Source organism: Pseudomonas sp. LBUM1659 (genome assembly GCF_059716045.1).
In genome coordinates this window covers 407,908-432,621 of sequence record NZ_CP166797.1, presented here as the reverse complement: position 1 = coordinate 432,621, position 24,714 = coordinate 407,908, and the positions used below count along the sequence as shown (strand labels likewise).

The 24,714-nt window shown below is 59.7% G+C and carries 26 protein-coding genes and 1 pseudogene; 21 read left to right on the top strand and 6 right to left on the bottom strand.

The features are described 5' to 3' along the window. Positions 1-14 precede the first annotated feature (14 nt). Positions 15-815 (bottom strand): thermonuclease family protein, encoded by an 801-nt coding sequence (locus ACA048_RS01990; protein ID WP_497627720.1) that lies wholly within the window; start codon positions 813-815, stop codon positions 15-17. A gap of 14 nt (positions 816-829) precedes the next feature. Beyond that, a complete protein-coding gene (rpmE, locus tag ACA048_RS01985) occupies positions 830-1,060 on the bottom strand; it encodes a 50S ribosomal protein L31 (RefSeq protein ID WP_008080648.1) in 231 nt (76 codons plus the stop codon). A 287-nt stretch (positions 1,061-1,347) separates the two neighbouring features. Here rpmE and ACA048_RS01980 point away from each other — a divergent pair, with 287 nt between their 5' ends. After that, on the top strand, positions 1,348-3,567 hold the full coding sequence (locus ACA048_RS01980) for a primosomal protein N' (protein WP_497627719.1): 2,220 nt from the start codon (positions 1,348-1,350) through the stop codon (positions 3,565-3,567). A 106-nt stretch (positions 3,568-3,673) separates the two neighbouring features. On the opposite strand, the gene ACA048_RS01975 is transcribed toward ACA048_RS01980, so the two are convergent. Then, positions 3,674-3,796, bottom strand: coding sequence for a hypothetical protein (locus ACA048_RS01975; protein WP_263288380.1), 123 nt, complete (start codon positions 3,794-3,796; stop codon positions 3,674-3,676). Here ACA048_RS01975 and argS point away from each other — a divergent pair. The 9 genes from argS to ACA048_RS01930 all read left to right on the top strand — a co-directional run bounded on the left by argS (position 3,795) and on the right by ACA048_RS01930 (position 14,309). Further along, positions 3,795-5,531 (top strand): arginine--tRNA ligase, encoded by a 1,737-nt coding sequence (gene argS / locus ACA048_RS01970; RefSeq protein WP_497627718.1) that lies wholly within the window; start codon positions 3,795-3,797, stop codon positions 5,529-5,531. The genes ACA048_RS01975 and argS overlap by 2 nt on opposite strands. A gap of 1 nt (position 5,532) precedes the next feature. Beyond that, positions 5,533-6,243 (top strand): SPOR domain-containing protein, encoded by a 711-nt coding sequence (locus tag ACA048_RS01965; protein WP_489335236.1) that lies wholly within the window; start codon positions 5,533-5,535, stop codon positions 6,241-6,243. Between the two features lie 231 nt (positions 6,244-6,474). Next, complete coding sequence (gene hslV, locus ACA048_RS01960) at positions 6,475-7,005, top strand: ATP-dependent protease subunit HslV (RefSeq protein ID WP_046031180.1); 531 nt, start codon at positions 6,475-6,477, stop codon at positions 7,003-7,005. 55 nt (positions 7,006-7,060) lie between these two features. After that, a complete protein-coding gene (gene hslU / locus ACA048_RS01955) occupies positions 7,061-8,401 on the top strand; it encodes an ATP-dependent protease ATPase subunit HslU (protein WP_497627717.1) in 1,341 nt (446 codons plus the stop codon). Positions 8,402-8,520: 119 nt separating this feature from the next. Next, a complete protein-coding gene (locus ACA048_RS01950) occupies positions 8,521-8,898 on the top strand; it encodes a gamma-butyrobetaine hydroxylase family protein (RefSeq protein ID WP_497627716.1) in 378 nt (125 codons plus the stop codon). A 257-nt stretch (positions 8,899-9,155) separates the two neighbouring features. Beyond that, positions 9,156-10,835 carry a class II poly(R)-hydroxyalkanoic acid synthase gene (phaC, locus tag ACA048_RS01945; RefSeq protein ID WP_497627715.1) on the top strand — a complete coding sequence of 560 codons (1,680 nt, stop codon included), beginning with the start codon at positions 9,156-9,158 and terminating at the stop codon, positions 10,833-10,835. A gap of 129 nt (positions 10,836-10,964) precedes the next feature. Beyond that, positions 10,965-11,825, top strand: a complete 861-nt coding sequence (gene phaZ / locus ACA048_RS01940) for a poly(3-hydroxyalkanoate) depolymerase (protein ID WP_497627714.1) — start codon at positions 10,965-10,967, stop codon at positions 11,823-11,825. A gap of 122 nt (positions 11,826-11,947) precedes the next feature. Continuing rightward, the gene (gene phaC, locus ACA048_RS01935) at positions 11,948-13,630 is read left to right on the top strand and encodes a class II poly(R)-hydroxyalkanoic acid synthase (RefSeq protein WP_497627713.1); all 1,683 of its coding nucleotides are present in this window, start codon (positions 11,948-11,950) and stop codon (positions 13,628-13,630) included. Positions 13,631-13,688: 58 nt separating this feature from the next. Next, positions 13,689-14,309 (top strand): TetR/AcrR family transcriptional regulator, encoded by a 621-nt coding sequence (locus ACA048_RS01930; RefSeq protein WP_452624613.1) that lies wholly within the window; start codon positions 13,689-13,691, stop codon positions 14,307-14,309. Between the two features lie 177 nt (positions 14,310-14,486). On the opposite strand, the gene ACA048_RS01925 is transcribed toward ACA048_RS01930, so the two are convergent. The 3 genes from ACA048_RS01925 to ACA048_RS01915 form a co-directional block, all read right to left on the bottom strand. Then, positions 14,487-15,266, bottom strand: a complete 780-nt coding sequence (locus ACA048_RS01925) for a phasin family protein (protein ID WP_497627712.1) — start codon at positions 15,264-15,266, stop codon at positions 14,487-14,489. Positions 15,267-15,276: 10 nt separating this feature from the next. Beyond that, on the bottom strand, positions 15,277-15,699 hold the full coding sequence (locus ACA048_RS01920) for a phasin family protein (RefSeq protein WP_497627711.1): 423 nt from the start codon (positions 15,697-15,699) through the stop codon (positions 15,277-15,279). Positions 15,700-15,925: 226 nt separating this feature from the next. Then, positions 15,926-16,201 (bottom strand): polyhydroxyalkanoic acid system family protein, encoded by a 276-nt coding sequence (locus ACA048_RS01915; protein WP_452624611.1) that lies wholly within the window; start codon positions 16,199-16,201, stop codon positions 15,926-15,928. A gap of 155 nt (positions 16,202-16,356) precedes the next feature. Between ACA048_RS01915 and ubiE the strand changes: the two genes are divergently transcribed. The 11 genes and pseudogenes from ubiE to ACA048_RS01860 all read left to right on the top strand — a co-directional run bounded on the left by ubiE (position 16,357) and on the right by ACA048_RS01860 (position 24,682). Beyond that, positions 16,357-17,127, top strand: a complete 771-nt coding sequence (ubiE, locus tag ACA048_RS01910) for a bifunctional demethylmenaquinone methyltransferase/2-methoxy-6-polyprenyl-1,4-benzoquinol methylase UbiE (protein WP_007948968.1) — start codon at positions 16,357-16,359, stop codon at positions 17,125-17,127. Beyond that, entirely contained in the window at positions 17,127-17,750 is a 624-nt protein-coding gene (locus tag ACA048_RS01905; RefSeq protein WP_497627710.1) for a ubiquinone biosynthesis accessory factor UbiJ, read from the top strand. Before ubiE ends, ACA048_RS01905 begins: the two co-directional genes overlap by 1 nt. Next, positions 17,747-19,351, top strand: a complete 1,605-nt coding sequence (gene ubiB / locus ACA048_RS01900; protein WP_497627709.1) for a ubiquinone biosynthesis regulatory protein kinase UbiB — start codon at positions 17,747-17,749, stop codon at positions 19,349-19,351. Before ACA048_RS01905 ends, ubiB begins: the two co-directional genes overlap by 4 nt. 81 nt (positions 19,352-19,432) lie before the next feature. Further along, positions 19,433-19,834 carry a phosphoribosyl-AMP cyclohydrolase gene (hisI, locus tag ACA048_RS01895; RefSeq protein ID WP_223519916.1) on the top strand — a complete coding sequence of 134 codons (402 nt, stop codon included), beginning with the start codon at positions 19,433-19,435 and terminating at the stop codon, positions 19,832-19,834. Next, the gene (locus ACA048_RS01890; protein ID WP_007899279.1) at positions 19,827-20,159 is read left to right on the top strand and encodes a phosphoribosyl-ATP diphosphatase; all 333 of its coding nucleotides are present in this window, start codon (positions 19,827-19,829) and stop codon (positions 20,157-20,159) included. Before hisI ends, ACA048_RS01890 begins: the two co-directional genes overlap by 8 nt. A 25-nt stretch (positions 20,160-20,184) precedes the next feature. Then, the gene (locus ACA048_RS01885) at positions 20,185-20,463 is read left to right on the top strand and encodes a twin-arginine translocase TatA/TatE family subunit (protein WP_497627708.1); all 279 of its coding nucleotides are present in this window, start codon (positions 20,185-20,187) and stop codon (positions 20,461-20,463) included. 10 nt (positions 20,464-20,473) lie between these two features. Beyond that, a complete protein-coding gene (gene tatB, locus ACA048_RS01880) occupies positions 20,474-20,932 on the top strand; it encodes a Sec-independent protein translocase protein TatB (protein ID WP_497627707.1) in 459 nt (152 codons plus the stop codon). A 256-nt stretch (positions 20,933-21,188) separates the two neighbouring features. Continuing rightward, a complete protein-coding gene (tatC, locus tag ACA048_RS01875) occupies positions 21,189-21,989 on the top strand; it encodes a twin-arginine translocase subunit TatC (protein ID WP_310335882.1) in 801 nt (266 codons plus the stop codon). Next, positions 21,986-22,693 (top strand): 16S rRNA (uracil(1498)-N(3))-methyltransferase, encoded by a 708-nt coding sequence (locus ACA048_RS01870; RefSeq protein WP_497627706.1) that lies wholly within the window; start codon positions 21,986-21,988, stop codon positions 22,691-22,693. The genes tatC and ACA048_RS01870 overlap by 4 nt, the downstream gene beginning before the upstream one ends. 72 nt (positions 22,694-22,765) lie before the next feature. Next, positions 22,766-23,824 (top strand): annotated as a pseudogene (locus ACA048_RS01865) (methyl-accepting chemotaxis protein); the annotation flags it as partial. Continuing rightward, a complete protein-coding gene (locus ACA048_RS01860; protein WP_430539938.1) occupies positions 23,810-24,682 on the top strand; it encodes a methyl-accepting chemotaxis protein in 873 nt (290 codons plus the stop codon). The pseudogene ACA048_RS01865 and the gene ACA048_RS01860, both read left to right, overlap by 15 nt. Positions 24,683-24,714 lie beyond the last annotated feature (32 nt).

Sequence of the window (24,714 nt, the reverse complement as noted above, 5' to 3'; positions counted from 1 at the left end):
TGTCTACAATTTTCTTACTGTGTCGTCTGCAACATCGACGGATCGGTGAGTGGAAGAAGCCAACGTGCCTGGCCGGATTTCAATTCGCCGTGACGCGAACGATCCAGCACCCAGCCACGCGCTTCAATCTGCTTGCCCTTGAGCTTTTCCAGCGCAGAGACATCGAATTGCCCGAGCACATTGGGTGCAACGCGTAATACAACCGAGTCCTGCAACTCGATCCAAATCCCACCGCGATTGCGCTGAACATTGCTCACACGACCGCTGAGCACGGCGAAACCAGAAACGCTGATCTGCTCCGTTTTCAGTACAGGGGATTGGCGCCACACGCCAAGGCCGGCCTCCCGGGCACTGCGTTCGGCGGCTTGCTGGCAACTGACCCAATCAACATTGGGTGCCACCGCCACTTGAAAACCCAGGCCTTCGGCAAGCATCTGCGCTTCGAGGTTGGCACCGTCAGCGCCATAGACATGGGCCAGCGTGCGACCGTAGCGATCCTTGTTTTCTTTACCCGGAAGCAAACCGACGCGCCCATCGCTGGCAGCCACCAGCGCTTCAAGACGTTTGCGCGCGACCACGGCAAACGGCTCGTCGGAACGGCCCTGTTTGGCCAATTCCGGCGTATTCAAGCCGATCATGCGCACACTGCGGCCATCGCTCAGGCGCAAGGTGTCGCCATCCACCACCCGCTGCACCGTGACCGATATCAGCCCGCTCGGCGTCGGGCAGAACGCCTGGGCGCCGGACAGCCAAATCGCGGACACAAAAAAGGCGCCCGCGAGGGACGCCTTTTTCAACAGCAAGGAAAAGCCCATCGGGCCTTTCAACCTTACTCTGCAGCAGCAGGAGCTTTCTTGCCGAAAGCGCCGAAACGGTCTGCGAAGCGCTGTACACGACCGCCAGTATCCAGAGTCTTCTGCTTACCGGTGTAGAACGGGTGGCACTCGTTGCATACGTCAGTACCCAGTGGCTTGCACAGGTTCGAACGAGTTTCGAACTTGTTGCCGCAGCTGCAAGTTACTTCGATGGTTTCGTATGCTGGATGGATATCGGCTTTCATGGTGTATTCCTCAGGCTAGCGTGCCGCCACTCAACACTATTGTTGAATACCGCACGTAATTAGGCCGCGGATTCTACCAGACATCTCCAATCACGCAAGCTGTCCCTCAAACCAGTCGTCTGCTAGGCTCCCGACCCAATACGCGCCCCCTGTAGGAGTGAGCCTGCTCGCGATAGCGATCTGTCATTCAATGTTTATGTCGTCTGAAACACCGCTATCGCGAGCAGGCTCACTCCAAGGTTATGTGCCTGATCCTTTTTACCGCCTGCTGATCGAGATCCCCCCGCGTGCCCGACGCCATTTTGCGCCTCGCCCTGCCTTCGCCCCTGCGCCGCCTGTTCGATTACCGTGCCCCGGCCGGGATCCTGCGCGCCCAGTTGCAACCGGGCATGCGCCTGCGGGTGCCGTTCGGACGACGGGAAATGATCGGGATTCTGGTGGAGGTCACCGATACCAGCGAAGTGCCGGTGGAAAAGCTCAAACCCGCGCTGGCCCTGCTCGATGCTACGGCGCCGCTGCCACCGGCGCTGTTCAAGCTGTGCCTGTGGACCTCCCAGTATTACCAACACAGCCTCGGCGACACCTTGAGTTGGGCGCTACCGGTGCTGCTGCGTCAGGGCGAGCTGGCCGAAGCGCGCCAGGAACGCTTCTGGTCTGCCGCGCCAGGCGCCAGCCTGGATGATCCGCGCATTGCCCGCGCACCGCGCCAGCGCGAAGCATTGGCGACGCTGGCCCAACATCCCCACGGCGTTGCTCATCAATTGCTGAGCAAACTGATGTTGAGCAAAGACAGCCTGGATTTGTTGCTGGCCAAAGACCTGGTGCAGGTAGAAATCCGCAAACACGCCCCCGGAGCGCGTCACGAGCACTGGCTGGCGCAACCGGAATTGCCGCTCAACCCGGAGCAGCGCGCGGCTTATGAAGCGATTCGCGCCGGGTTCGACAGCTATCACGCGTTTTTGCTGGCCGGCGTCACCGGCAGCGGCAAGACCGAAGTCTATTTACAGCTGATCCGCGAAACCCTTGAGGCCGGCAAACAAGCGCTGGTACTGATCCCGGAGATCAACCTCGGCCCGCAAACCCTGGCGCGCTTCGAACAGCGCTTCAATGCGCGCATCGCCTTGATCCACTCGGCGGTCAACGACCGCGAACGCCTCGAAGCCTGGCTCGCGGCCCGGGACGGTGACGCCGACATTATTATCGGCACCCGCTCGGCGCTGTTCACGCCGATGAAAAACCCCGGCCTGATCATCATTGATGAAGAACACGACGGCTCCTATAAACAGCAGGAAGGCTTGCGCTATCACGCCCGCGACCTGGCATTGGTCCGTGCCCGACAGGAAAACATCCCGATTGTCCTCGGGTCCGCCACGCCCTCATTGGAAAGCCTGCACAACGCCTACACCGGCCGTTATGGCCTCCTGCGGCTGAACGAGCGGGCCGGTGGCGCAAAGCAACCACGTTTCCTGCGCCTGGATGTAAAAAGTCGCCCGCTGGACAGCGGCATTTCCGGTCCGATGCAGCAAGCCATTGGCCAGACGCTGGCCGCCGGCCAGCAAGTATTGGTGTTTCTCAACCGTCGCGGTTTTGCGCCGACGCTGCTGTGTCACGACTGCGGCTGGATGTCCGAATGCCAGCGCTGCGATGCGCGGATGACCGTGCACCAGCGCTCCGGCGAGTTGCGTTGCCACCATTGTGGCTACGTCGAACGCGTACCCCGGCGCTGCCCGAAATGCAGCAAAGTCGATTTGCGTCCCGTGGGCGCCGGCACCGAGCGCGCCGAGGAACGGCTGGCGATTTTATTCCCGGACTTTCCGGTGCTGCGGGTCGACCGTGACAGCACGTCGCGCAAGGACGCGATGAATCAGTTGTTCGCCACCATTCAAAAGGGCCAACCGTGCATTTTGGTGGGCACGCAAATGCTCGCCAAAGGGCATCACTTCCCACGGGTGACGCTGGTGTCGATTCTCGACGCCGACGGCGGGCTGTTCTCCGGCGACTTCCGCGCCAGCGAGCGCATGGCGCAGTTGATTGTGCAGGTCGCCGGGCGCGCCGGGCGAGCGGAAGAGCCGGGCAAAGTGATCATCCAGACGCACCTGGCGGACCATCCGCTGCTGGTGCAACTGACCGAGCAAGGGTATTTCGCCTTTGCCGAGCAAGCGTTGAGCGAACGCCGCTCCGCTGGATTGCCGCCTTTTGCCCATTTGGCGCTGCTGCGGGCCGAAGCGCACAAACCTGGGCAAGCCGAAGGGTTTCTTGATGAAGCGTGCAGCGAGGCCGAGCGCTTGCTGGCCGAGCAAGGACTGACCGGGATCGAATTGCTGGGGCCGGTGCCGGCGCCGATGGAGCGCCGCGCAGGACGTTATCGTGCACAGTTGTTGTTGCAGGCTACGGCTCGGGCGCCACTGCATCGGTTGTTGAGTAGTTGGTTGCTGGTGTTGGAGCAGATGCCGAGCGGACGGGCGGTGCGTTGGTCCCTGGATGTCGATCCGGTGGATTTGTATTGATTTCAAGATCGCCATCGCCTGTAGGAGCACGGCTTGCCCGCGATAGCGCCCTTAAGATCGCCATCGCCGGCAAACCGTGCTCCTACACGCGATAGCGACCGATTTGTCACCACATATCCATAACCAGCCCGCTATAGTTGGCAAGCCCGTCTTCGCCACGGATAATGCCCAGTTTTTCCACCAGCGCATCGAAGCGCGTACCGCGCTTGCGGTCGAAAGAGACCACCATGAAAGACACCATTCGCCAGCTGATCCAACAAGCCATCACCCAACTCGTCAACGAAGGTGTGTTGCCTGAAGGCCTGTCGCCGGCGATCCAGGTGGAAAACTCGCGCGACAAGAAGAACGGTGACTTCGCCAGCAACATCGCCATGATGCTGGCCAAACCGGCCGGCATGAAGCCGCGTGACCTGGCCGAGAAAATCATCGCTGCGCTGCCGGTTGATGAAAACGTCAGCAAAACCGAAATCGCCGGTCCGGGCTTCCTGAACTTCTTCCAGAACACCCAGGCCCTGGCCACTCGCCTTGACGCCGCACTCGCCGACGAACACATCGGCGTGCGCAAGGCCGGCCCGATGCAGCGTACCGTGGTCGACCTGTCGGCGCCGAACCTCGCCAAAGAGATGCACGTCGGCCATTTGCGCTCGACCATCATCGGTGACGGTGTCGCGCGAGTACTGGAATTCCTCGGCGACGAAGTGATCCGTCAGAACCACGTGGGCGACTGGGGCACCCAGTTCGGCATGCTGATGGCGTACCTGCAGGAAAACCCGATCACCAGCGACGAGCTGTCGGACCTGGAAAACTTCTACCGTGCGGCCAAGCAGCGCTTCGACGAATCCGAAGAGTTTGCTGATCGCGCCCGTGGCCTGGTGGTCAAGCTGCAAGCCGGCGACCCGGACTGCCTGGCGCTGTGGACCAAGTTCAAAGACATCTCGCTGTCGCACTGCCAGAAAATCTACGAACTGCTGAACGTCAAACTGACCATGGCCGACGTGATGGGCGAAAGCGCCTACAACGACGACCTGATCAATGTGGTCAACGACCTCAAGGCCGCCGGCATGCTGGTCGAGAGCAATGGCGCCCAGTGCGTGTTCCTCGACGAATTCAAGAACGCAGACGGCGACCCGCTGCCGGTGATCATCGTCAAGGCTGACGGCGGCTATCTCTACGCCACCACCGACCTGGCGGCCGTGCGTTATCGCAGCGGCAAGCTCAAGGCTGATCGCGCGCTGTACTTCGTCGACCAACGTCAGGCCCTGCACTTCCAGCAAGTGTTCGCCGTGGCGCGCAAGGCCGGTTTCGTGACGCACCCGATGGACATGGAACACATGGGATTCGGCACCATGAACGGTGCCGATGGCCGTCCGTTCAAGACCCGCGATGGCGGCACCGTGAAGCTGATCGACCTGCTGACCGAAGCCCAGGAACGCGCCTACACCCTGGTGAAGGACAAGAACCCGGAGCTGGCGGAAGCCGAGTTGCGCAACATCGCCAAGGTGGTGGGCATTGGCGCGGTGAAATACGCCGACCTGTCCAAGCACCGCACCAGCGACTACAGCTTCAACTTCGACCTGATGCTGAACTTCGAAGGCAACACCGCGCCGTATTTGCTGTACGCCTACACCCGCGTCGCTGGCGTATTCCGCAAACTGGGCAAGGACTTCACGGAAGTCGAAGGCCAGATCGTGCTGGAAGCGGCACACGAACACGAGTTGGCCGCCAAACTGGCGCAGTTCGGTGAAATCCTGAACAACGTGTCCGATAAAGGCACGCCGCATATCCTCTGCACCTACCTGTACGATGTGGCCGGCCTGTTCTCCAGTTTCTACGAGAACTGCCCGATCCTCAGCGCCGACACTGCGGCGCAAATGCAGAGCCGTCTGCGCCTCGCCGCACTGACCGGCCGCACTCTCAAGCAAGGCCTGGAACTCTTGGGTCTGGAAACTCTGGAGCGTATGTAAGTTGGCTGCCAAGAAAAAACCTGCACCCAAGCGTGGCGCCAGCCGTTACCAAGCTCCTGCAAAACAGCCGATTCCGGGCTGGCTGTGGATGGCCATCGGCCTGACGGTCGGCGCGTTCATCGTCTTCCTGATGAAACTGGAACCCGGCAAGGGCAGCGACACGGTCAAGCGCGAGAAGGTGGAACAGCAACAGAAAGCCACCAAGATCGCCGAGGCCAACAAGACCCCGCCGAGCCCGACGCAACCGGTGAAGCCGAAGTACGACTTCTACACCCTGCTGCCGGAATCGGAAGTGATTGTGCCGCCGGACGCCGTGCCGGAGAAAACCCTGCCGACGCCACAAGTGCCGGCGATTCCGACTACGCCGGTGACGCCCGCCGAAGCGGCGAAAATCGATACGGCGCGGGCTCAGGCTGCACTGTCCGGGATTACACCACCGCCAGCACCACCGGTGTCGAAAGCGGCGCCAGTGACCAAGTTCTTCCTGCAGGCTGGTTCGTTCCGCAAACAAACTGACGCAGACAAGGTTCGGGCGCAGATCATCCTGCTGGGGCAGGCGGTGGCGGTTGAGTCCGGCACGGTAAAGGATGAGACCTGGTATCGCGTTTTGGTCGGGCCGTTCAGCAACCGCGAACAACTGACCACGGCTCAGAAACAACTGGCTGGCGCAGGGTTTAGCAACCTGTTGTTACAACAACGCCAGAGCCGCTGATCCCGTCAGTGATACCGCGTCATCGTTCATCGCTGGCAAGCCAGCTCCTACAGAATATTCGTCAATCCCTGTAGGAGCCGGCTTGCCGGCGAAGGCGCCCTTACCGACAACACATCCATCACCCGCTGCCAACCGCTCGTCCCTCGCCTCACCCCACAGTTGAAATACGCTCCACCACCCCCATATGAGTTGGCATAAGGCATTTTCGCCCCGCTGCGTGGAGACTCTCCCTTGACCACCATCGTTTCAGTTCGCCGCCACGGCAAAGTCGTCATGGGCGGCGACGGCCAGGTTTCTCTGGGCAATACCGTGATGAAAGGCAACGCGAAGAAAGTTCGCCGCCTGTACCACGGCCAGGTTATCGCCGGTTTTGCCGGGGCCACCGCTGACGCTTTCACCCTCTTCGAACGTTTCGAAGGCCAGCTTGAGAAACACCAAGGTCACCTGGTTCGCGCTGCCGTCGAACTCGCCAAAGAATGGCGCACCGACCGTTCCCTCAGCCGCCTCGAAGCCATGCTCGCGGTAGCCAACAAGGACGCGTCCCTGATCATCACCGGCAACGGCGACGTGGTCGAACCCGAAGAAGGCCTGATCGCCATGGGTTCCGGTGGCGGTTACGCCCAGGCCGCTGCCAGCGCGCTGCTGAAGAAAACCGACCTGTCGGCCCGGGAAATCGTCGAAACCGCCCTCGGCATCGCCGCTGACATCTGCGTATTCACCAATCACACCCAGACCATTGAGGAGCAGGACTGCGCCGAGTAAGCCCGTGTTGGCCATTGCGCCACGGCTCATTCTTGCTTGAGGTCCGCTAATTACTATGTCCATGACTCCCCGTGAAATCGTCCACGAACTCAATCGCCATATCATCGGCCAGGACGATGCCAAGCGCGCCGTCGCCATCGCGCTACGTAACCGCTGGCGCCGGATGCAGCTGCCTGAAGAGCTGCGCGTTGAAGTAACCCCCAAGAACATCCTGATGATCGGCCCGACCGGTGTCGGTAAAACCGAGATCGCCCGTCGCCTGGCCAAACTCGCCAACGCGCCGTTCATCAAAGTCGAAGCGACCAAGTTCACCGAAGTCGGCTATGTGGGCCGCGACGTCGAATCGATCATTCGTGACCTGGCTGACGCTGCGATCAAACTGCTGCGCGAACAGGAAATGACCAAGGTGCGCCACCGCGCCGAAGATGCCGCTGAAGAGCGCATCCTTGACGCCCTGCTGCCACCGGCACGCATGGGTTTCAGCAACGAAGAATCGACGTCGTCTGCCGAATCCAACACCCGCCAGTTGTTCCGCAAGCGCCTGCGCGAAGGTCAGCTGGATGACAAGGAGATCGAAATCGAAGTCGCCGAAGTGGCCGGCGTCGACATCTCCGCGCCACCGGGCATGGAAGAAATGACCAACCAGTTGCAGAGCCTGTTCGCCAACATGGGCAAGGGCAAAAAGAAAAGCCGCAAGCTCAAGGTCAAGGAAGCGCTGAAACTGGTGCGTGACGAAGAAGCCGGTCGTCTGGTCAACGAGGAAGAGTTGAAGGCCAAGGCGCTGGAAGCGGTCGAGCAGCACGGCATCGTGTTCATCGACGAAATCGACAAGGTGGCCAAGCGTGGTAATTCCGGTGGCGTCGACGTGTCCCGTGAAGGCGTACAGCGTGATTTGCTGCCGCTGATCGAAGGCTGCACCGTCAACACCAAGCTGGGCATGGTCAAGACCGACCACATTCTGTTCATCGCTTCCGGTGCGTTCCACCTGAGCAAGCCAAGCGATCTGGTGCCGGAACTGCAAGGCCGTCTGCCGATTCGGGTCGAGCTCAAGGCGCTGACACCGGAAGACTTCGAACGCATTCTCAGCGAGCCGCATGCCTCGCTCACCGAGCAATATTGCGCGCTGCTGAAAACCGAAGGCCTGGGCATCGAGTTCCAGCCGAGCGGCATCAAGCGCATTGCCGAAATCGCCTGGCAGGTCAACGAGAAGACCGAGAACATCGGTGCCCGTCGCCTGCACACCTTGCTTGAACGTTTGCTTGAAGAGGTGTCGTTCAGTGCCGGTGATCTGGCCAGCACCCATGACGGCAAGGTGATCCTGATCGACGCCGACTACGTCAACAGCCACTTGGGCGAATTGGCGCAGAACGAAGACCTGTCCCGTTATATCCTGTAAGCCAAGCGACCCTCTGCAGGAGCACAGCTTGCTGGCGATGGCGCAATTGAGATCGCCATCGCCGGCAAGCCGTGCTCCTGTAGGAGTCAGACCACGCGCCTACAGACGGACTTCAGGTCATGACCCAACTCCCCACCGACATCAAACTGCACAAAGCCTCGAAAACCCTGTCGCTGAAATACGCGTCCGGCGAGGAATATCACCTGCCCGCCGAGTTCCTGCGCGTGCACTCTCCCTCCGCCGAGGTCCAGGGCCACGGCAAACCCATCCTGCAATTTGGCAAGATCAACGTCGGCCTGACCAAGGTAGAACCGGCCGGTCAGTACGCACTGAAATTGACCTTCGACGACGGCCACGACAGCGGCCTGTTCACCTGGGAATACCTGTACGAACTGGCGCGACGTTATGACGCACTCTGGGAAGACTATCTTGCCGAGCTAAAAACCGCCGGAAAAACCCGCGACCCGAACGAATCCATCGTCAAGCTGATGCTCTAAATCGGCCCTCTTGCTCTTTAGAAGGCATTTTCTAATTTCATCTGTTTGAATGCTCGGCTCAAAGGCCAATGATTGGCCTGCTTGCGAAAAAAATTAAACTCGGGTAACCAATGGAACTGGCAAGTTCCCTGCAATGCTCTCTGAACTAAAAAGCAGCGATGCAGAATTATCGGTCACCCGAGTAGCAGTACCTGGCATTGACTTTTTCACGACTCAGTCAGCCCAGGTACTCGTCTCAGGGCAATGGAGCGTCGTAGATGAGTAATAAGAATAACGATGACTTGAAATCACAAGCCTCGGAAAACACCTTGGGGCTGAATCCAGTCATTGGGCTGCGCGGAAAGGATCTTTTGGCTTCTGCTCGCATGGTGCTCAGACAGGCCATCAAACAACCGATTCACAGTGCCAGGCATGTCGCTCATTTCGGCCTTGAACTGAAGAACGTGGTGTTCGGCAAATCTGCACTTCAACCGACACCCGAAGACCGTCGTTTCAACGATCCGGCCTGGACTCAGAACCCGCTCTATCGGCGTTATTTGCAAACATACCTGGCGTGGCGCAAGGAACTCCACGAGTGGATCGACGACAGTAATCTGCCGCCCAAAGATGTCGCTCGCGGACACTTCGTGATCAACCTCATGACCGAAGCCATGGCCCCAACCAACTCGGCGGCCAACCCGGCGGCGGTCAAACGCTTCTTCGAAACCGGCGGCAAAAGCCTGCTAGATGGCCTCTCGCATCTGGCCAAAGACATGGTGCACAACGGCGGCATGCCAAGCCAGGTCAACATGGGCGCATTCGAAGTCGGCAAGAGCCTGGCAGTGACCGAAGGCGCCGTGGTGTTCCGCAACGACGTGCTGGAGTTGATCCAGTACAAGCCGAGCACCGAGCAAGTGTTCGAGCGCCCGCTGCTGGTGGTGCCGCCACAGATCAACAAGTTCTACGTATTCGACCTGAGCCCCGAGAAGAGCCTGGCGCGCCACTGCCTGCGCAGCAATCTGCAGACCTTTATCGTCAGCTGGCGCAACCCGACCAAGGAGCAGCGCGAGTGGGGCCTGACGTCCTACATCGAAGCGCTCAAGGAAGCGGTCGATGTCGTCAGCGCCATTACGGGCAGCAAAGACATCAACATGCTCGGCGCCTGCTCCGGTGGCATCACCTGCACCGCGCTGCTGGGCCATTACGCGGCACTCGGCGAGAAAAAGGTCAACTCCCTGACGCTGCTGGTCAGCGTGCTGGATACCACCCTGGAAAGCGACGTCGCCTTGTTCGTCGACGAGCAAACCCTGGAATCCGCCAAGCGCCAGTCCTATCAGGCCGGTGTGCTGGAAGGCCGCGACATGGCGAAAGTCTTCGCCTGGATGCGCCCCAACGACTTGATCTGGAACTACTGGGTCAACAACTACCTGCTGGGCAACGAGCCACCGGTGTTCGACATCCTGTTCTGGAACAACGACACCACACGGTTGCCGGCAGCGTTCCACGGCGACCTGATCGAGATGTTCAAAAGTAATCCACTGATCCGTCCCGATGCACTGGAAGTGTGCGGTACGCCGATTGACCTGAAACAAGTCACCGCCGACATCTATTGCCTGGCCGGCACCACCGACCACATCACCCCGTGGAAGTCCTGCTACAAGTCGGCGCAACTGTTTGGTGGCAAGGTCGAATTCGTGTTGTCGAGCAGCGGGCATATCCAGAGCATTCTGAACCCGCCGGGCAATCCGAAATCACGCTACATGACCAGCAGCGAAATGCCGGTCAAGGCCGAAGACTGGCAGGAGAACTCCACCAAGCACACCGATTCCTGGTGGCTGCACTGGCAGGCATGGCAAGCCGAGCGTGGGGGCAAGTTGAAAAAGGCGCCAGCCAGCCTGGGCAACAAAACCTACACAGCCGGCGAAGCAGCGCCAGGCACTTATGTCCATGAGCGGTAACTGACACACCTCGATCCCCTGTAGGAGCCGAGCTTGTGTGGTGAGGGGGCAAGCCCCCTCACCACACAAGCTCGGCTCCTACAGGGGATCGAGGATGAATTTGAGAAAGTGACCCACAAGGCCTGAAGCATGCCGCAACCGTTTATTTTCCGTACCGTCGAGCTGGATGGCCAGACCCTCCGCACGGCGGTACGCCCCGGCAAGCCTCACTTGACGCCCTTGCTGATATTCAACGGCATCGGCGCCAACCTGGAGCTGGTGTTTCCGTTCGTCGCGGCGCTGGACCCGGACCTGGAAGTGATTGCTTTCGACGTACCCGGTGTCGGCGGCTCGTCGACACCGAGGCGGCCTTATCGCTTTCCGGGCCTGGCGAAACTCACGGCGCGGATGCTCGACTACCTCGACTACGGACAAGTCAACGTGATTGGTGTGTCCTGGGGCGGTGCCCTTGCGCAGCAGTTTGCGTATGACTATCCCGAGCGTTGCAAGAAACTCGTGTTGGCGGCCACGGCAGCCGGCGCGGTGATGGTGCCGGGCAAACCGAAAGTGCTATGGATGATGGCCAGCCCACGGCGCTACATCCAGCCGTCTCACGTGATCCGCATTGCACCGATGATCTATGGCGGCGCGTTCCGTCGTGACCCGACCCTGGCGGCCAGCCACGCGGCGAAAGTCCGTTCGGCGGGCAAGCTCGGTTATTACTGGCAACTGTTTGCCGGCTTTGGCTGGACCAGCATTCACTGGCTGCACAAAATCAATCAGCCAACCCTGGTGCTGGCCGGCGACGACGATCCGCTGATCCCGCTGATCAACATGCGTTTACTGGCCTGGCGAATTCCCAATGCCCAGTTGCACATCATCGATGACGGGCATCTGTTCCTGATTACTCGCGCCGAAGCGGTAGCACCGATCATCATGAAATTCCTCGAAGAAGAACGTCAGCGTGCTGTGATGCATCCGCATCCACATCCGTCGCCGTCACGCGGTTAAAGGACGCAGGCTTTTGCCTGGGGGCCGGCAGGACGCCGCGCCGCGCAACAACCCAAAACAGCGTCTATGGTGAACGGGTTCAGTGTGTTTGTTTTTGGCTTGAAACGAAGGAGTGTTGAGACATGCGCGACAAACCAGCGAGAGACCATTTACCCACTCCCGCCGCGTTCATCAACGCACAGAGTGCGATTACCGGCCTGCGTGGCCGGGATCTGTTTTCGACCCTGCGCAGTGTGGCGGCCCACGGCTTGCGTAATCCGGTGCACAGCGCCCGACACGCCTTGAAACTGGGCGGTCAGTTGGGCCGCGTGTTGTTGGGTGAAACCTTGCACCCGACCAATCCGCAGGACAGTCGCTTCAACGACCCCGCGTGGAGCCTCAACCCTTTTTATCGCCGCAGCCTGCAGGCTTACCTGAGCTGGCAGAAGCAGGTCAAAAGCTGGATCGACGGCAGCGCCATGTCCCCCGACGATCGCGCCCGCGCGCACTTTGCGTTTGCCCTGCTCAATGACGCCGTGGCGCCGTCCAACACCCTGCTCAATCCGCTGGCGATCAAGGAGATCTTCAATTCCGGCGGCAACAGCCTGGTGCGGGGTATCAGCCATCTGGTCGACGACTTCTTGCACAACGACGGCCTGCCCCGGCAAGTCACCAAGCAAGCGTTCGAAGTAGGTAGAACCGTTGCCACCACGAGCGGTTCCGTGGTGTTTCGCAACGAGCTGCTGGAACTGATCCAGTACAAGTCGATGAGCGAGAAACAGTATTCCAAACCACTGCTGGTGGTGCCGCCGCAGATCAACAAGTACTACATTTTCGACCTGAGCCCGCATAACAGCTTCGTCCAGTTCGCCCTGAAGAACGGCCTGCAAACCTTCATGATCAGTTGGCGCAACCCGGATGTGCGCCATCGCGAATGGGGGCTTTCCACGTATGTTGAAGCCGTGGAAGAAGCGATGAATGTCTGCCGGGCGATCACCGGTGCGCGCGAGGTCAACCTGATGGGCGCGTGCGCCGGCGGGCTGACCATCGCCGCACTGCAAGGCCATTTGCAGGCCAAGCGACAGCTGCGTCGAGTGTCCAGCGCGACCTATCTGGTGAGCTTGCTCGACAGTCAAATGGACTCCCCGGCAACGCTTTTCGCCGACGAACAAACCCTTGAGGCGGCCAAACGCAAGTCTTATCAGAAAGGGGTGCTGGATGGTCGCGACATGGCCAAGGTGTTTGCCTGGATGCGCCCCAACGACTTGATCTGGAGTTATTTCGTCAATAACTACCTGCTCGGCAAAGAACCGCCGGCGTTCGACATCCTCTACTGGAACAACGACAACACGCGGCTGCCGGCGGCCTTTCATGGCGACCTGCTGGACTTCTTCAAACACAACCCGTTGAGCCATCCAGGCGGCCTTGAAGTCTGCGGCACGCCCATCGACTTGCAGAAAGTCACCGTCGACAGTTTCAGCGTCGCGGGCATCAACGACCACATCACACCGTGGGATGCCGTGTACCGCTCGACACTGCTGCTGGGTGGCGAGCGACGCTTCGTGCTGTCCAACAGCGGTCACGTGCAGAGCATTCTCAACCCGCCGAGCAACCCGAAAGCCAACTACGTCGAAGGTACGAAATTGAGCAGCGATCCACGGGCCTGGTATTACGACGCCAAGCAAGTCGACGGCAGCTGGTGGACGCAATGGCTGGAGTGGATTCAGCAACGTTCCGGCGCGCTAAAAGAAACCCACATGGCCCTCGGCAATCAGAACTATCCACCGCAGGAGGCAGCACCCGGTACTTACGTGCGTGTGCGCTGACGTTCACCCCCACGGCCGGCACTGGCCGTGGCACTGACTCGACCATTAAGAAGACTGGATGAAAACCCGCGACCGGATTCTCGAATGTGCTTTGCAGTTGTTCAATCAGAAAGGCGAACCGAACGTCTCCACCATGGAAGTTGCCAACGAGATGGGCATCAGCCCTGGCAACCTCTACTACCACTTTCACGGCAAGGAACCGCTGATTCTCGGGCTGTTCGAACGCTTTCAGTCTGAACTGGCACCGTTGCTCGACCCACCTTCCGATGTCGAACTGACACCGGACGATTACTGGCTGTTCCTGCACCTGATCGTCGAACGTCTGGCGCATTACCGGTTTCTGTTCCAGGACCTGTCGAACCTCGCCGGGCGCCTGCCAAAACTGGCCAAGGGCATACGCAACCTGCTCAATGCGTTGAAGCGCACGCTGGCATCGTTGCTCGCGCGGTTGAAGGCCCAGGGGCAGTTGGTCAGCGACACCCAGGCGTTGGGACAATTGGTGGAACAGATCACCATGACGCTGCTGTTCTCGCTGGACTACCAGCGGATTCTTGATCGCGAGGGTGAGGTGAGGCTGGTGGTGTATCAGATCATGATGCTGGTGGCGCCGCACTTGTTGCCGCCGATCAAGGTCGCGACTGAGCAGATGGCACTTCAATACCTGGAAGCACATGAATGACCACTGTGGGAGCCGAGCTTGCTCGCGATGGCATCGTGTCAGTCGACATTAATATTGGCTGACATGGCGCCATCGCGAGCAAGCTCGGCTCCTACAGAGGGCTGCGTCGTTCATTGAACCGCGCACAAACAAAAACGCCCGACCTTTGCAGGCCGGGCGTTTTTTTGAGCCCTGAAATCAGGACTGACTGGTTGGCGTCGTTGCTGGCGCTACAGTCGGGGTTACAGCAGGGGTCGGCGCGGTAACAGAGTTCGATGCGCTGACCGGGGCGGCAGGAGTTGCCGGTTTGGCAGCAGCCACTGCTGGTTTTGGTGCGGCGGCTTTCGGCGCTGCCGGTTTTTTCACCGCTGGCTTCTTCGCGACAGCAGGTTTTGCTGCTGGCTTGGCTGCCGGTTTGGCCGCAACCGGTTTGGCCGCTGGCTTGGCTGCGGCAGTTTTGGCAGCAGGCTTGGCCGCTGGTTTAGCAGCCGCTTTTACCAGTGGCTTGGCAGCAGTTTTAGCTGCTGGTTTTGCCGCTGCGGTTTTCGCCGCAACAGGCGCAACCTTGGCACCGGTGAGTTTTTCGATTTGCTTGGTCAGGGTGTCGACCTTGCTGTGCAGTGCTTTCACTTCGTTGCGGCTCGGTACACCGAGGCGCGAAATGGCACTGTTCAGACGCTTGTCGAAAGCCCCTTCCAGCTCGTCCCATTTGCCCAGTGCACGATCTTTAACGTCAGTGATACGCGACTTGGCCGAAGTAGCAGAATCCTTGGCAGCGTCGACTTTCTTGCCAACAGCGCTCTTGGTGAGCTTCTCGGCTTTCTCGCCGTCTTTGACCAATGTATCGAAGAGCTTGCTGCCGTCAGTGTCGATCTTCGAGTACACACCTAAACCAGCCAGCCAGATTTTGCGGGAGTAGTCTTCGACTTTCCCAATCCACGAGCTGCCTTCTTTTTCGGTGTTCTTTTTACCAGCCATCCCGTTCTCCTTAAGATTTACGCGCGACGCGTTCGAGCAATGCCGTCAGCTCATCGAGCTTAGCAGAGAGTGTCTCAACGTCATGTTTAGACGGAATGCCGATACGATTCAAGGCACTTGCGACACGCGAGTCAAAAGCCTTCTCGACCTTGTCGAGTTGAACTTCGACCTTGCCTTTGAAAGTACTCACTTCGCTCTTGGCTTCAACGATCTCGGCATTAGCGGCTTCAAGTTTTTCGGTTACTACTTTTTTGCCTTTCTTTTCAACAGTTTGACCAGCCTTGATCAACTCTTGAAAGTACTCGCCACCCTCTTGGCCGACCTTGGTGTAGGCACCCAGGCCTGCCAGCCAGATCTTGCGGGCATAGGATTTAACGTCGCCCAGAGCAGTGGTCGATGCGTCGATTTTTTTCTTCAGAATTACTTTGGCCATGGTGCACCTCACGCGCAGAAGGTTTGAGGAACTGCCCGCGCAAGTGTCGGGCTCAGGCACAAAGTAGGGAGAAAAATTAGAAACGGCACCCTAACAACTGACACAAATCGCTGATGCCAAAAACCTGTAGGAGCAAAGCTTGCTCGCGATGCCATCAACGCGGTGCGACAGAAATGTCGAGGTGCCTGCATCGCGAGCAAGCTTTGCTCCTACAAAAAAGCGAGGGTCAGGCGAGCGCTTTATCGAGGGCCTTTTCGATTTCCGATTTGATCATGCCGCTCATGGCCGACATCATCAGCCCCAACTCTACATCGACGCGGATCGAATCTTCGCTGACATGCACCGCGCCTTTCACACCGGAACGCTTGAGGTTCAGCGTGTCGCCGGACCACTGTGGCTCCAGGCCATATTGATCGGACAGTTTCTGCGCCAGCTTGTCGGCCTTCTCGCGAGCCGCTTCCTTGCCCAGGCCGTGGGCACGTTCAACACTAATACGGGCCATCAAATGACTCCTGCTTTATGGATACTTTCCTGAAGCATCTTGACCATTACTGCGTCAAAACGTCCCGGTGGTTGCCCATCTTACCTTCAGCCTTGCCAAGACAAAGCATGCCTTGGGGATTAGAATGTCCCGCATTCTCTTCTGGTGACAGCGATATGACTGATCAGCGCAAAGGCAGCGATGCCGAACCCACCACTCACTTCGGTTTCAAAAACGTTCCGGAAAGCCAAAAAGCGGAAAAAGTCGCTGAGGTTTTCCATTCGGTAGCCGCCAAGTACGACTTGATGAACGACCTCCTGTCGGGCGGCATGCACCGTTTGTGGAAGCGTTTCGCGATCGAGCTTTCGGGCGTGCGCACCGGCAATCGCGTTTTGGACATCGCTGGCGGTACGGGCGACCTGACCAAAAAGTTCTCGCACCTCGTCGGCCCGACCGGCCAGGTGGTGTTGGCCGACATCAACGAATCCATGCTCAAGGTCGGTCGTGACCGCCTGCTGGACCTCGGTGTAGCCGGCAATGTCGAATTCGTTCAGGCCGATGCTGAAAAACTGCCGTTCCCGGACAACCACTTCGACTGCGTGACCATCGCCTTCGGCCTGCGCAACGTGACGCACAAGGAAGACGCCCTGCGCTCGATGCTGCGCGTACTCAAGCCTGGCGGTCGTCTGTTGGTATTGGAGTTCTCCAAGCCGACCAACGCGCTGATGTCCAAAGCCTACGACGCCTACTCGTTCGCCTTCATGCCGCTGATGGGCAAGCTGATCACCAACGACTCGGAAAGCTATCGCTACCTGGCCGAATCGATCCGCATGCACCCGAATCAGGAAACCCTGAAGTCGATGATGGTCGAGGCCGGTTTCGACCGCGTGACCTACCACAACATGACGGCAGGCATCGTCGCCCTGCACCGTGGCATCAAACCCTGATGTTGCTGGCCGGTCTGCTCGCCAGCGTTGAACTCGGTCTTAACCGGGTGTTGCGTCTCGACAGCACAGCGCTGCCACGGCTGGCGCATTTGAGCGGCCGGGTGATTGCCATTGACTGTCGCAGCCCGGCGTTGCAGCTGTTCATCCTGCCCAGTGACGAAGGCCTGATGCTGGCCGCTCATTGGGAAACCGGCGCCGACTGCACGTTGCGTGCTCCGGCCTCGAGCCTGTTGAAACTGGCGATGAGCAAGGACAAGACCTCGGTCCTGCATGGCCCTGAAGTCGAACTCGACGGTGACAGCGGCGTGCTGCTGGAACTCGCGGCGGTCCTTCAGGACCTGGAGCTGGACTGGGAGTACGAACTCTCGCGCTGGTTGGGGCCCGTAGCCACGCAACTGGTTGGCGGTCACCTGCGCAGTCGTGCCCGCTGGTATCAGCAAGGGTTCGCCAGCCTGGGGCAGAACCTCGGCGAATACCTGGCAGAAGAGTCGCGCACCCTCGTCGGTCAGCGCGAAGCCGAAGCCCGTTTCAGTGAACTGGGCCAGATCAAACTCGATCTGGAACGTCTCGAGGCGCGCTTCGAGCGCCTTTCCCGATCCCTCGACCCAAGCGATAACGCATGAAGCTGCTTGCCATCCGCCGTTTGTTGCGCATCCAGCGCGTTGTGATTCGTTACCGCCTCGATGACTTGCTGTTTGCCCTGCCGCTGCCGTGGTTTCTGCTGGCATTGCGTTACGCGCTGCCGTGGCGCTGGTTCCCGCGCAAGACGCTGGACCTTAGCCGTGGTACACGATTGCGCCTGGCGTTACAGGACCTTGGGCCGATTTTCATCAAGTTCGGGCAGATTCTGTCCACCCGTCGCGACTTGTTGCCGGAAGACATCGCCGATGAGCTGATGAAGCTGCAGGACCGCGTGCCGCCGTTCGACTCGCAAGTGTCGGTCAAGCTGATCGAAGACCAGCTCGGCAAAAAGATCAGTGAAGTGTTCAGCCGCTTCGACGTTGAGCCGCTGGCTTCCGCCTCGGTGGCACAGGTGCATGCCGCACAGTTGAAAACCGGCGAAGAAGTGGTGGTCAAGGTCATCCGCCCGGGCCTCAAACCGATCATTGCTCAGGACCTGGCGTGGCTGTTCATTCTTGCCCGCGCCGCCGAAAAGCTCTCGGCCGACGCGCGCCTGCTGCACCCGGTGGACGTGGTCAGCGACTACGAAAAAACCATCTACGACGAACTCGACCTGCTGCGCGAAGCGGCCAACGCCAGCCAGTTGAAGCGTAACTTCGAAGGCTCGCCGCTGCTGTACGTGCCGCAAGTGTATTGGGACTGGTGCCGGCCTAAAGTGTTGGTAATGGAGCGCATCTACGGCATCCAGGTCACCGACCTGACGACGCTGGCCGACCAGCGCACCGACATGAAAATGCTCGCCGAACGCGGCGTGGAGATCTTCTTCACCCAGGTGTTCCGCGACAGTTTTTTCCACGCCGACATGCACCCCGGCAACATCTTCGTCAGCACCGTCAACCCGTGGAGCCCGCAGTACATTGCGATTGACTGCGGCATCGTCGGCAGCCTGACCCCGGAAGACCAGGACTATCTGGCGCGCAACCTGTTCGCCTTCTTCAAGCGTGACTACCGTCGCGTGGCGCAATTGCACATCGATTCGGGCTGGGTGCCGGCGGAAACCAAACTCAATGAATTCGAAGCGGCGATCCGCACCGTGTGCGAGCCGATTTTCGAAAAACCGTTAAAAGATATCTCCTTCGGTCAGGTACTGATGCGCCTGTTCCAGACCGCTCGGCGCTTCAACATGGAAGTGCAGCCGCAGTTGGTGCTGCTGCAAAAAACCCTGTTGAACATCGAAGGCCTGGGCCGTCAGCTGTACCCGGACCTCGATCTCTGGAACACCGCGCAGCCATTCCTTGAACGCTGGATGCGCGAGCGCGTCAGCCCCAAAGCCTTGCTCGGTAACGTGCAGAGCCAGTTCGAACAGCTGCCCCATCTGGCCAATATGGCCCGTGATCTGCTCGAACGCATGTCCCATCCTCACGCCTACGACACGCCGTCACCGTGGCATCGACGCCGGGACGACTGGTTCCTGCGGCTGCTCGGCACGGCCCATCTGGCCGGTGGCGCGATACTGGCCGCCGGGGGACCGCTGAACCAACTGGCTTACTGGCCGGCCGGAATCATGATGGCTGTCGGTTTGTATCTGGTCGTTCGCCGATAGCCAGTCACGCAAGTCGCTGGCACACTGTTCGAACGCTTGGGTTCGACTAATGAAGTGTTGAACCCGCTGTCGGAGTCGAAGATGAAAAACTGGCTGGACGAGATCAAGTGGGACGCTGACGGCCTGGTGCCGGCGATTGCCCAGGATCACAAGACCGGGCGCGTCCTGATGATGGCCTGGATGAACCGTGAAGCGCTGGAACTGACCGCTGCCGAGAACCGCGCCATTTACTGGTCACGTTCCCGTGGCAAGCTGTGGCGCAAGGGCGAAGAATCCGGCCACGTGCAAACCCTGCATGAGATGCGCCTGGACTGTGACGCCGACGTGATCATCCTGATGGTCGAGCAAATGGGCGACATCGCTTGCCACACTGGCCGCCAAAGCTGCTTCTACCGTGTCTTCGAGAACGGCGACTGGAAAACCGTCGACCCGGTGCTCAAGGACCCGCACGCCATCTACTCCGCAGGACACACCCATGAGTGACACTCTGACCCGTCTGGCCCAAGTGCTGGAAGAGCGCAAAGGCGCCGCCGCCGACAGCTCGTATGTCGCCAGCCTGTACCACAAGGGCTTGAACAAGATTCTGGAAAAAGTCGGCGAAGAGTCGGTCGAAACCATCATTGCCGCCAAGGATGCCGCCATCAGCGGTGACTGCAGCGATGTGATCTACGAGACCGCCGATTTGTGGTTCCACAGCATGGTCATGCTCGCCCAACTGGGGCAGCATCCACAGGCTGTACTTGATGAACTGGACCGTCGTTTCGGTCTGTCCGGACACGCCGAGAAAGCCTCGCGCCCGTCCGCCTGAATAACTATTAGAGAGGAGCAGCAACATGGGCATTTTTGACTGGAAACACTGGATCGTCATCCTGGTTGTTGTCGTATTGGTATTCGGCACCAAGAAACTGAAAAACCTCGGCACTGACGTGGGCGAGTCGATCAAGGGCTTCAAGAAAGCCATGAACGACGACGAAAAACCGGCCGACCCGACGGTGACCCCGGCCCAACCGGTTCCGCCTGCACAGCCACAGACCACGCAGTCCATGAACCAGCCGCACACCATCGACGTGCAGGCACAAAAAGTCGAAGAGCCGATTCGCAAAGACGTGTGAGCACTGACTAATGTTTGGTATCAGCTTCTCTGAACTGCTGCTCGTCGGCCTCGTTGCCCTGCTGGTGCTGGGCCCCGAGCGTCTGCCGGGTGCTGCGCGCACCGCCGGCCTGTGGGTCGGGCGCTTGAAGCGCAGCTTCAACGCGATCAAACAGGAAGTTGAACGTGAAATCGGCGCCGACGAGATTCGTCGGCAACTGCACAACGAGCACATTCTGTCGCTGGAGCAGGAGGCGCGGAAAATCTTCTCGCCGACCCAGCAGGAGCCAACGCCGGTGGAACACGTGGGGGCGCAGACGATTCACGCACCTGCCGCTGCCACTGAATCGGCACCCGCGCCTGCACCAGTTGAAGCGACAGCGCCACCTGCGCCCGCTGTTTCAGCAACCCCGGTTGAACCGGTTGCGCCTGCCGCCGCGCCGACAGCGCCGGCCCCTCATGACCCAACACTGCCGCCGCGAGCCCCATGACAAGGGCCTGTCATCGGTCATTTCCTGTGTCGCGTTGTCGCCTGAAAGCGGACCAGGCAAGGCGTAGGCCACAGGGAATGGTTGTTCCCTTTCCAAGGCCTACAACGCAGCCTGGCCCGCTTTCAGGCACAACCCGGAGGGCCGGCCTGTATTTGCGCAGGGCTGCGTTACTCGTCACTTATTTGAAACGCCAAACTACGCTCCTCGCGCCTTGCCCTGCGCAAATACAGGCTCGGCGCGACACAGGAAATGACCGATGACAGGCCCTACTCTCCCCGAAAACGACCAGCACATGCCGCTGGTTTCGCACCTCACCGAGTTGCGTACCCGTCTGCTGCGCTGTGTAGCGGCAGTCTTCATCATCTTTGCCGGGTTGTTTGCCTTTACCCAGCAGATCTACACCTTCGTCTCCACACCACTGCGCCAGTACCTGCCAGCTGGCGCGACGATGATCGCCACCGACGTGTCGTCGCCGTTCCTGACGCCACTGAAGCTGACCATGATGGTTTCGCTGTTCCTGGCAATTCCGGTGATCCTGCATCAGATCTGGGGCTTCATCGCACCAGGTCTGTACAAGCATGAGAAGCGCATTGCAGTACCGTTGTTGATGTCCAGCATCGTGCTGTTCTACGCCGGCATGGCGTTCGCCTATTACCTGGTATTTCCGCTCATCTTCAAGTTCTTCGCCGCCGCCACCCCGGCCGGTGTGGAAATGATGACCGACATCACCAGCTACCTCGATTTCGTCATGACGCTGTTCTTTGCCTTCGGCGTGGCGTTTGAAATTCCGGTGGCCGTGGTGCTGCTGGTGTGGATCGGCGTGGTCGACGTCAAATACCTGAAGAAAATCCGCCCCTACGTGATCATCGGTTGCTTCGTGGTCGGCATGATCCTGACGCCGCCGGACATCTTCTCGCAGACGCTGCTGGCTGTGCCCATGTGGTTACTGTTCGAGATCGGCATCCTGTTTGGCAGCCTGATCAGCAAACGGGGCGAGCATCCGGACGATCAACCGGTTGACGATCACAACGACCAGCCGCCAGCGACCCAACCGTGAACCTGCTGCTCCTCGAAGAAGCTGATTTCATTGCAGCCGACCGAGCGATCCTGCGTGATCGCCGGTTGACGCACATGCAGGAAGTCCACCGCTGCGAAGTCGGTGACAGCATGCGCGTCGGAAGGATCGGCGGGTTGATGGGTTCGGCCGAGGTACTGCGCCTGGACGCCGGTGAAGCCGAACTGCGCGTCACCCTCGACCAACCGCCTCCGGCCAAGCTGCCGTTGACCCTGGTGCTGGCCCTGCCACGCCCGAAAATGCTGCGCAGGGTGTTTCAGACGGTGGCCGCCATGGGTGTGCCGCGTATCGTGCTGGTGAACAGCTATCGCGTCGAGAAGAGCTTCTGGCAAACGCCGTTTCTGGAGCCCGAGGCGATTCGTGAGCAATTGATCCTCGGCCTCGAACAGGCCCGGGATAGTGTGCTGCCGGAGATCGTTATCGAGAAGCGCTTCAAGCCGTTCGTTGAGGACCGTCTGCCGGCGATCACCGAAGGCACCCTCGGCCTGGTCGGCCATCCCGGTCATTACCCGCCCTGCCCCCGAGGCCTGGACGAACCGGTGACCCTGGCCATCGGCCCTGAAGGTGGCTGGATCCCTTACGAGATCGACCTGCTGGGCAAGTCCGGCCTGCAACCGGTGCAACTCGGCGAGCGCATTCTGCGCGTCGAAACCGCCGTCACCGCGCTGCTCGCACGTTTGTTCTAATCCCTTCAGATTTCCGACTGCCTGCCGATACAGTTCCCATAAAACCAAATCAGTGGTCCAGGGAGTTGCAGCATGTACCAATGGCTAGCCGAGAATCTGGGAAACGTCAGCGTCAATCGTAAACTGGGGATCGGTTTCGGTCTGGTGCTGCTGTTTACCTTATTGATCACCTTCACCGGCTGGACCGGTCTGAGCGAAGTGACAAGCCGCGGCGATAAGTTGGGCTTCATTTCCAGCATCAATGACCTGGCCAGAGACCTGCGCATCGCTCGTCTGGACTACGAAAATCGTCGTGGCGAGCAAGGCCCTGACGCCGTAAACGAGATGCTGAGCAAGCTCGAAACCAGCCTGCAAGCCGCCCGCCAAATGATCGAGCAGCCTGCCGACGTGGCCATGATTGACCAGCAACTGGCCGCCGTCAGTCAGTACAAGCAAGCCTTCATCGCCCTGACCCAGGCTGGCGCCAACCGCGAAAACGCCCGCAGCAAACTGGGCGCCACTGCTGACAATGCCGTGGCCAAGGTTGCTGAAGTCGAAAAATCGATGCTGCAGGGCGACAGCGTTACGCAATTCAACAGCGTGATCGAACTGAGCAAACTGATTCAACAAGCGCGCTTCCAGGTTCGCGGTTACACCTACAGCGGCAAGCCAGAAGCCGAGCAACCCGCGCAGGACGCCATCGACAACGCCCTGAAAAACCTGGAAAGCCTGCCGTCCGAACTGTCGGAACAACACGCCACCCATCTGCAACAGGCCACCGAATCGCTCAAAGCCTACCGCGCGGCTGTCAGTCAGTTCCGCGACTCCCAGGTCGCTAGCGCCGATGCGTTCAAACGCATGGCCGCGCAAGGCGAAATCTTGCTCGGCGCCAGCAAAAAGCTCACAACTTCGCAAACCGTCGTGCGCGATACCGATGCCGCGCACGCCAAAAACATGTTGTTGATGGCCACCGCCCTGGCCTTGGCCTTCGGCATGATCGCTGCCTGGGCGATCACTCGTCAGATCGTCATCCCGCTGACCCAGACCCTTAAAGTGGCTGAACGCGTGGCAGCCGGTGACCTGACTCACAACCTGACCTCCAAACGTCGCGACGAACTCGGCCAACTCCAGCGCGCCATGCAGAGCATGACCTTGGGCCTGCGCGAACTGATCGGCGGTATCAGCGACGGCGTCACGCAAATCGCCAGCGCCGCTGAAGAGTTGTCGGCGGTCACCGAGCAAACCAGTGCCGGGGTCAACAGCCAGAAAGTCGAGACCGATCAGGTAGCGACCGCGATGAACGAAATGACCGCGACCGTGCAAGAAGTCGCGCGCAATGCCGAAGAAGCCTCCGAAGCCGCTGTCGCCGCCGATCAGCAAGCCCGTGAAGGAGACAAAGTGGTCGGCGAAGCCATCGCCCAGATCGAGCGCCTGGCCCTGGAAGTCGGCAACTCCACCGCCGCAATGGGCGATTTGAAACGCGAAAGCGACAAGATCGGCAGCGTGCTCGATGTGATCAAATCCGTGGCCCAGCAAACCAACCTGCTGGCCCTCAACGCCGCCATCGAAGCCGCTCGCGCCGGTGAGGCCGGGCGGGGTTTTGCGGTCGTGGCCGATGAAGTTCGCAGCCTGGCGCAACGCACCCAGAAGTCCACCGAAGAAATCGAAGAGCTGATTGTCGGTTTGCAAAATGGCACCCAGCAAGTCGCCACGATCATGGACAACAGCCGCATCCTGACCGACAGCAGCGTCGAATTGACCCGCCGCGCTGGCGGCTCACTGGAAAGCATCACCCGCACCGTGTCGGCGATTCAGTCGATGAACCAGCAGATTGCTGCCGCAGCCGAGCAGCAAACGGCGGTGGCCGAAGAGATCAACCGCAGCGTGCTGAACGTGCGTGATGTGTCCGAGCAAACCTCGGCAGCCAGTGAAGAGACGGCAGCGTCCAGCATTGAACTGGCGCGGCTGGGGACGCATCTGCAAATGCTGGTGGGGCGGTTCAAGGTTTGATCAGCTGCATGATCGTTCCCACGCTCGCGTGG

What these genes read in the sequence shown, in the direction of transcription:
- ubiE (WP_007948968.1), top strand. Translation starts at nt 16,357, where the DNA reads ATGACTGATCAGCGCAAAGGCAGCGATGCCGAACCCACCACTCACTTC.
- argS (WP_497627718.1), top strand. Translation starts at nt 3,795, where the DNA reads ATGAAAGACACCATTCGCCAGCTGATCCAACAAGCCATCACCCAACTC.
- hisI (WP_223519916.1), top strand. Translation starts at nt 19,433, where the DNA reads ATGAAAAACTGGCTGGACGAGATCAAGTGGGACGCTGACGGCCTGGTG.
- ACA048_RS01905 (WP_497627710.1), top strand. Translation starts at nt 17,127, where the DNA reads ATGTTGCTGGCCGGTCTGCTCGCCAGCGTTGAACTCGGTCTTAACCGG.
- ubiB (WP_497627709.1), top strand. Translation starts at nt 17,747, where the DNA reads ATGAAGCTGCTTGCCATCCGCCGTTTGTTGCGCATCCAGCGCGTTGTG.
- ACA048_RS01920 (WP_497627711.1), bottom strand. Translation starts at nt 15,699, where the DNA reads ATGGCCAAAGTAATTCTGAAGAAAAAAATCGACGCATCGACCACTGCT.
- ACA048_RS01990 (WP_497627720.1), bottom strand. Translation starts at nt 815, where the DNA reads ATGGGCTTTTCCTTGCTGTTGAAAAAGGCGTCCCTCGCGGGCGCCTTT.
- tatB (WP_497627707.1), top strand. Translation starts at nt 20,474, where the DNA reads ATGTTTGGTATCAGCTTCTCTGAACTGCTGCTCGTCGGCCTCGTTGCC.
- rpmE (WP_008080648.1), bottom strand. Translation starts at nt 1,060, where the DNA reads ATGAAAGCCGATATCCATCCAGCATACGAAACCATCGAAGTAACTTGC.
- ACA048_RS01975 (WP_263288380.1), bottom strand. Translation starts at nt 3,796, where the DNA reads ATGGTGGTCTCTTTCGACCGCAAGCGCGGTACGCGCTTCGATGCGCTG.
- hslU (WP_497627717.1), top strand. Translation starts at nt 7,061, where the DNA reads ATGTCCATGACTCCCCGTGAAATCGTCCACGAACTCAATCGCCATATC.
- ACA048_RS01950 (WP_497627716.1), top strand. Translation starts at nt 8,521, where the DNA reads ATGACCCAACTCCCCACCGACATCAAACTGCACAAAGCCTCGAAAACC.
- ACA048_RS01890 (WP_007899279.1), top strand. Translation starts at nt 19,827, where the DNA reads ATGAGTGACACTCTGACCCGTCTGGCCCAAGTGCTGGAAGAGCGCAAA.
- phaZ (WP_497627714.1), top strand. Translation starts at nt 10,965, where the DNA reads ATGCCGCAACCGTTTATTTTCCGTACCGTCGAGCTGGATGGCCAGACC.
- phaC (WP_497627713.1), top strand. Translation starts at nt 11,948, where the DNA reads ATGCGCGACAAACCAGCGAGAGACCATTTACCCACTCCCGCCGCGTTC.
- ACA048_RS01930 (WP_452624613.1), top strand. Translation starts at nt 13,689, where the DNA reads ATGAAAACCCGCGACCGGATTCTCGAATGTGCTTTGCAGTTGTTCAAT.
- phaC (WP_497627715.1), top strand. Translation starts at nt 9,156, where the DNA reads ATGAGTAATAAGAATAACGATGACTTGAAATCACAAGCCTCGGAAAAC.
- ACA048_RS01885 (WP_497627708.1), top strand. Translation starts at nt 20,185, where the DNA reads ATGGGCATTTTTGACTGGAAACACTGGATCGTCATCCTGGTTGTTGTC.
- ACA048_RS01915 (WP_452624611.1), bottom strand. Translation starts at nt 16,201, where the DNA reads ATGGCCCGTATTAGTGTTGAACGTGCCCACGGCCTGGGCAAGGAAGCG.
- ACA048_RS01860 (WP_430539938.1), top strand. Translation starts at nt 23,810, where the DNA reads ATGCAGAGCATGACCTTGGGCCTGCGCGAACTGATCGGCGGTATCAGC.
- tatC (WP_310335882.1), top strand. Translation starts at nt 21,189, where the DNA reads ATGACAGGCCCTACTCTCCCCGAAAACGACCAGCACATGCCGCTGGTT.
- ACA048_RS01925 (WP_497627712.1), bottom strand. Translation starts at nt 15,266, where the DNA reads ATGGCTGGTAAAAAGAACACCGAAAAAGAAGGCAGCTCGTGGATTGGG.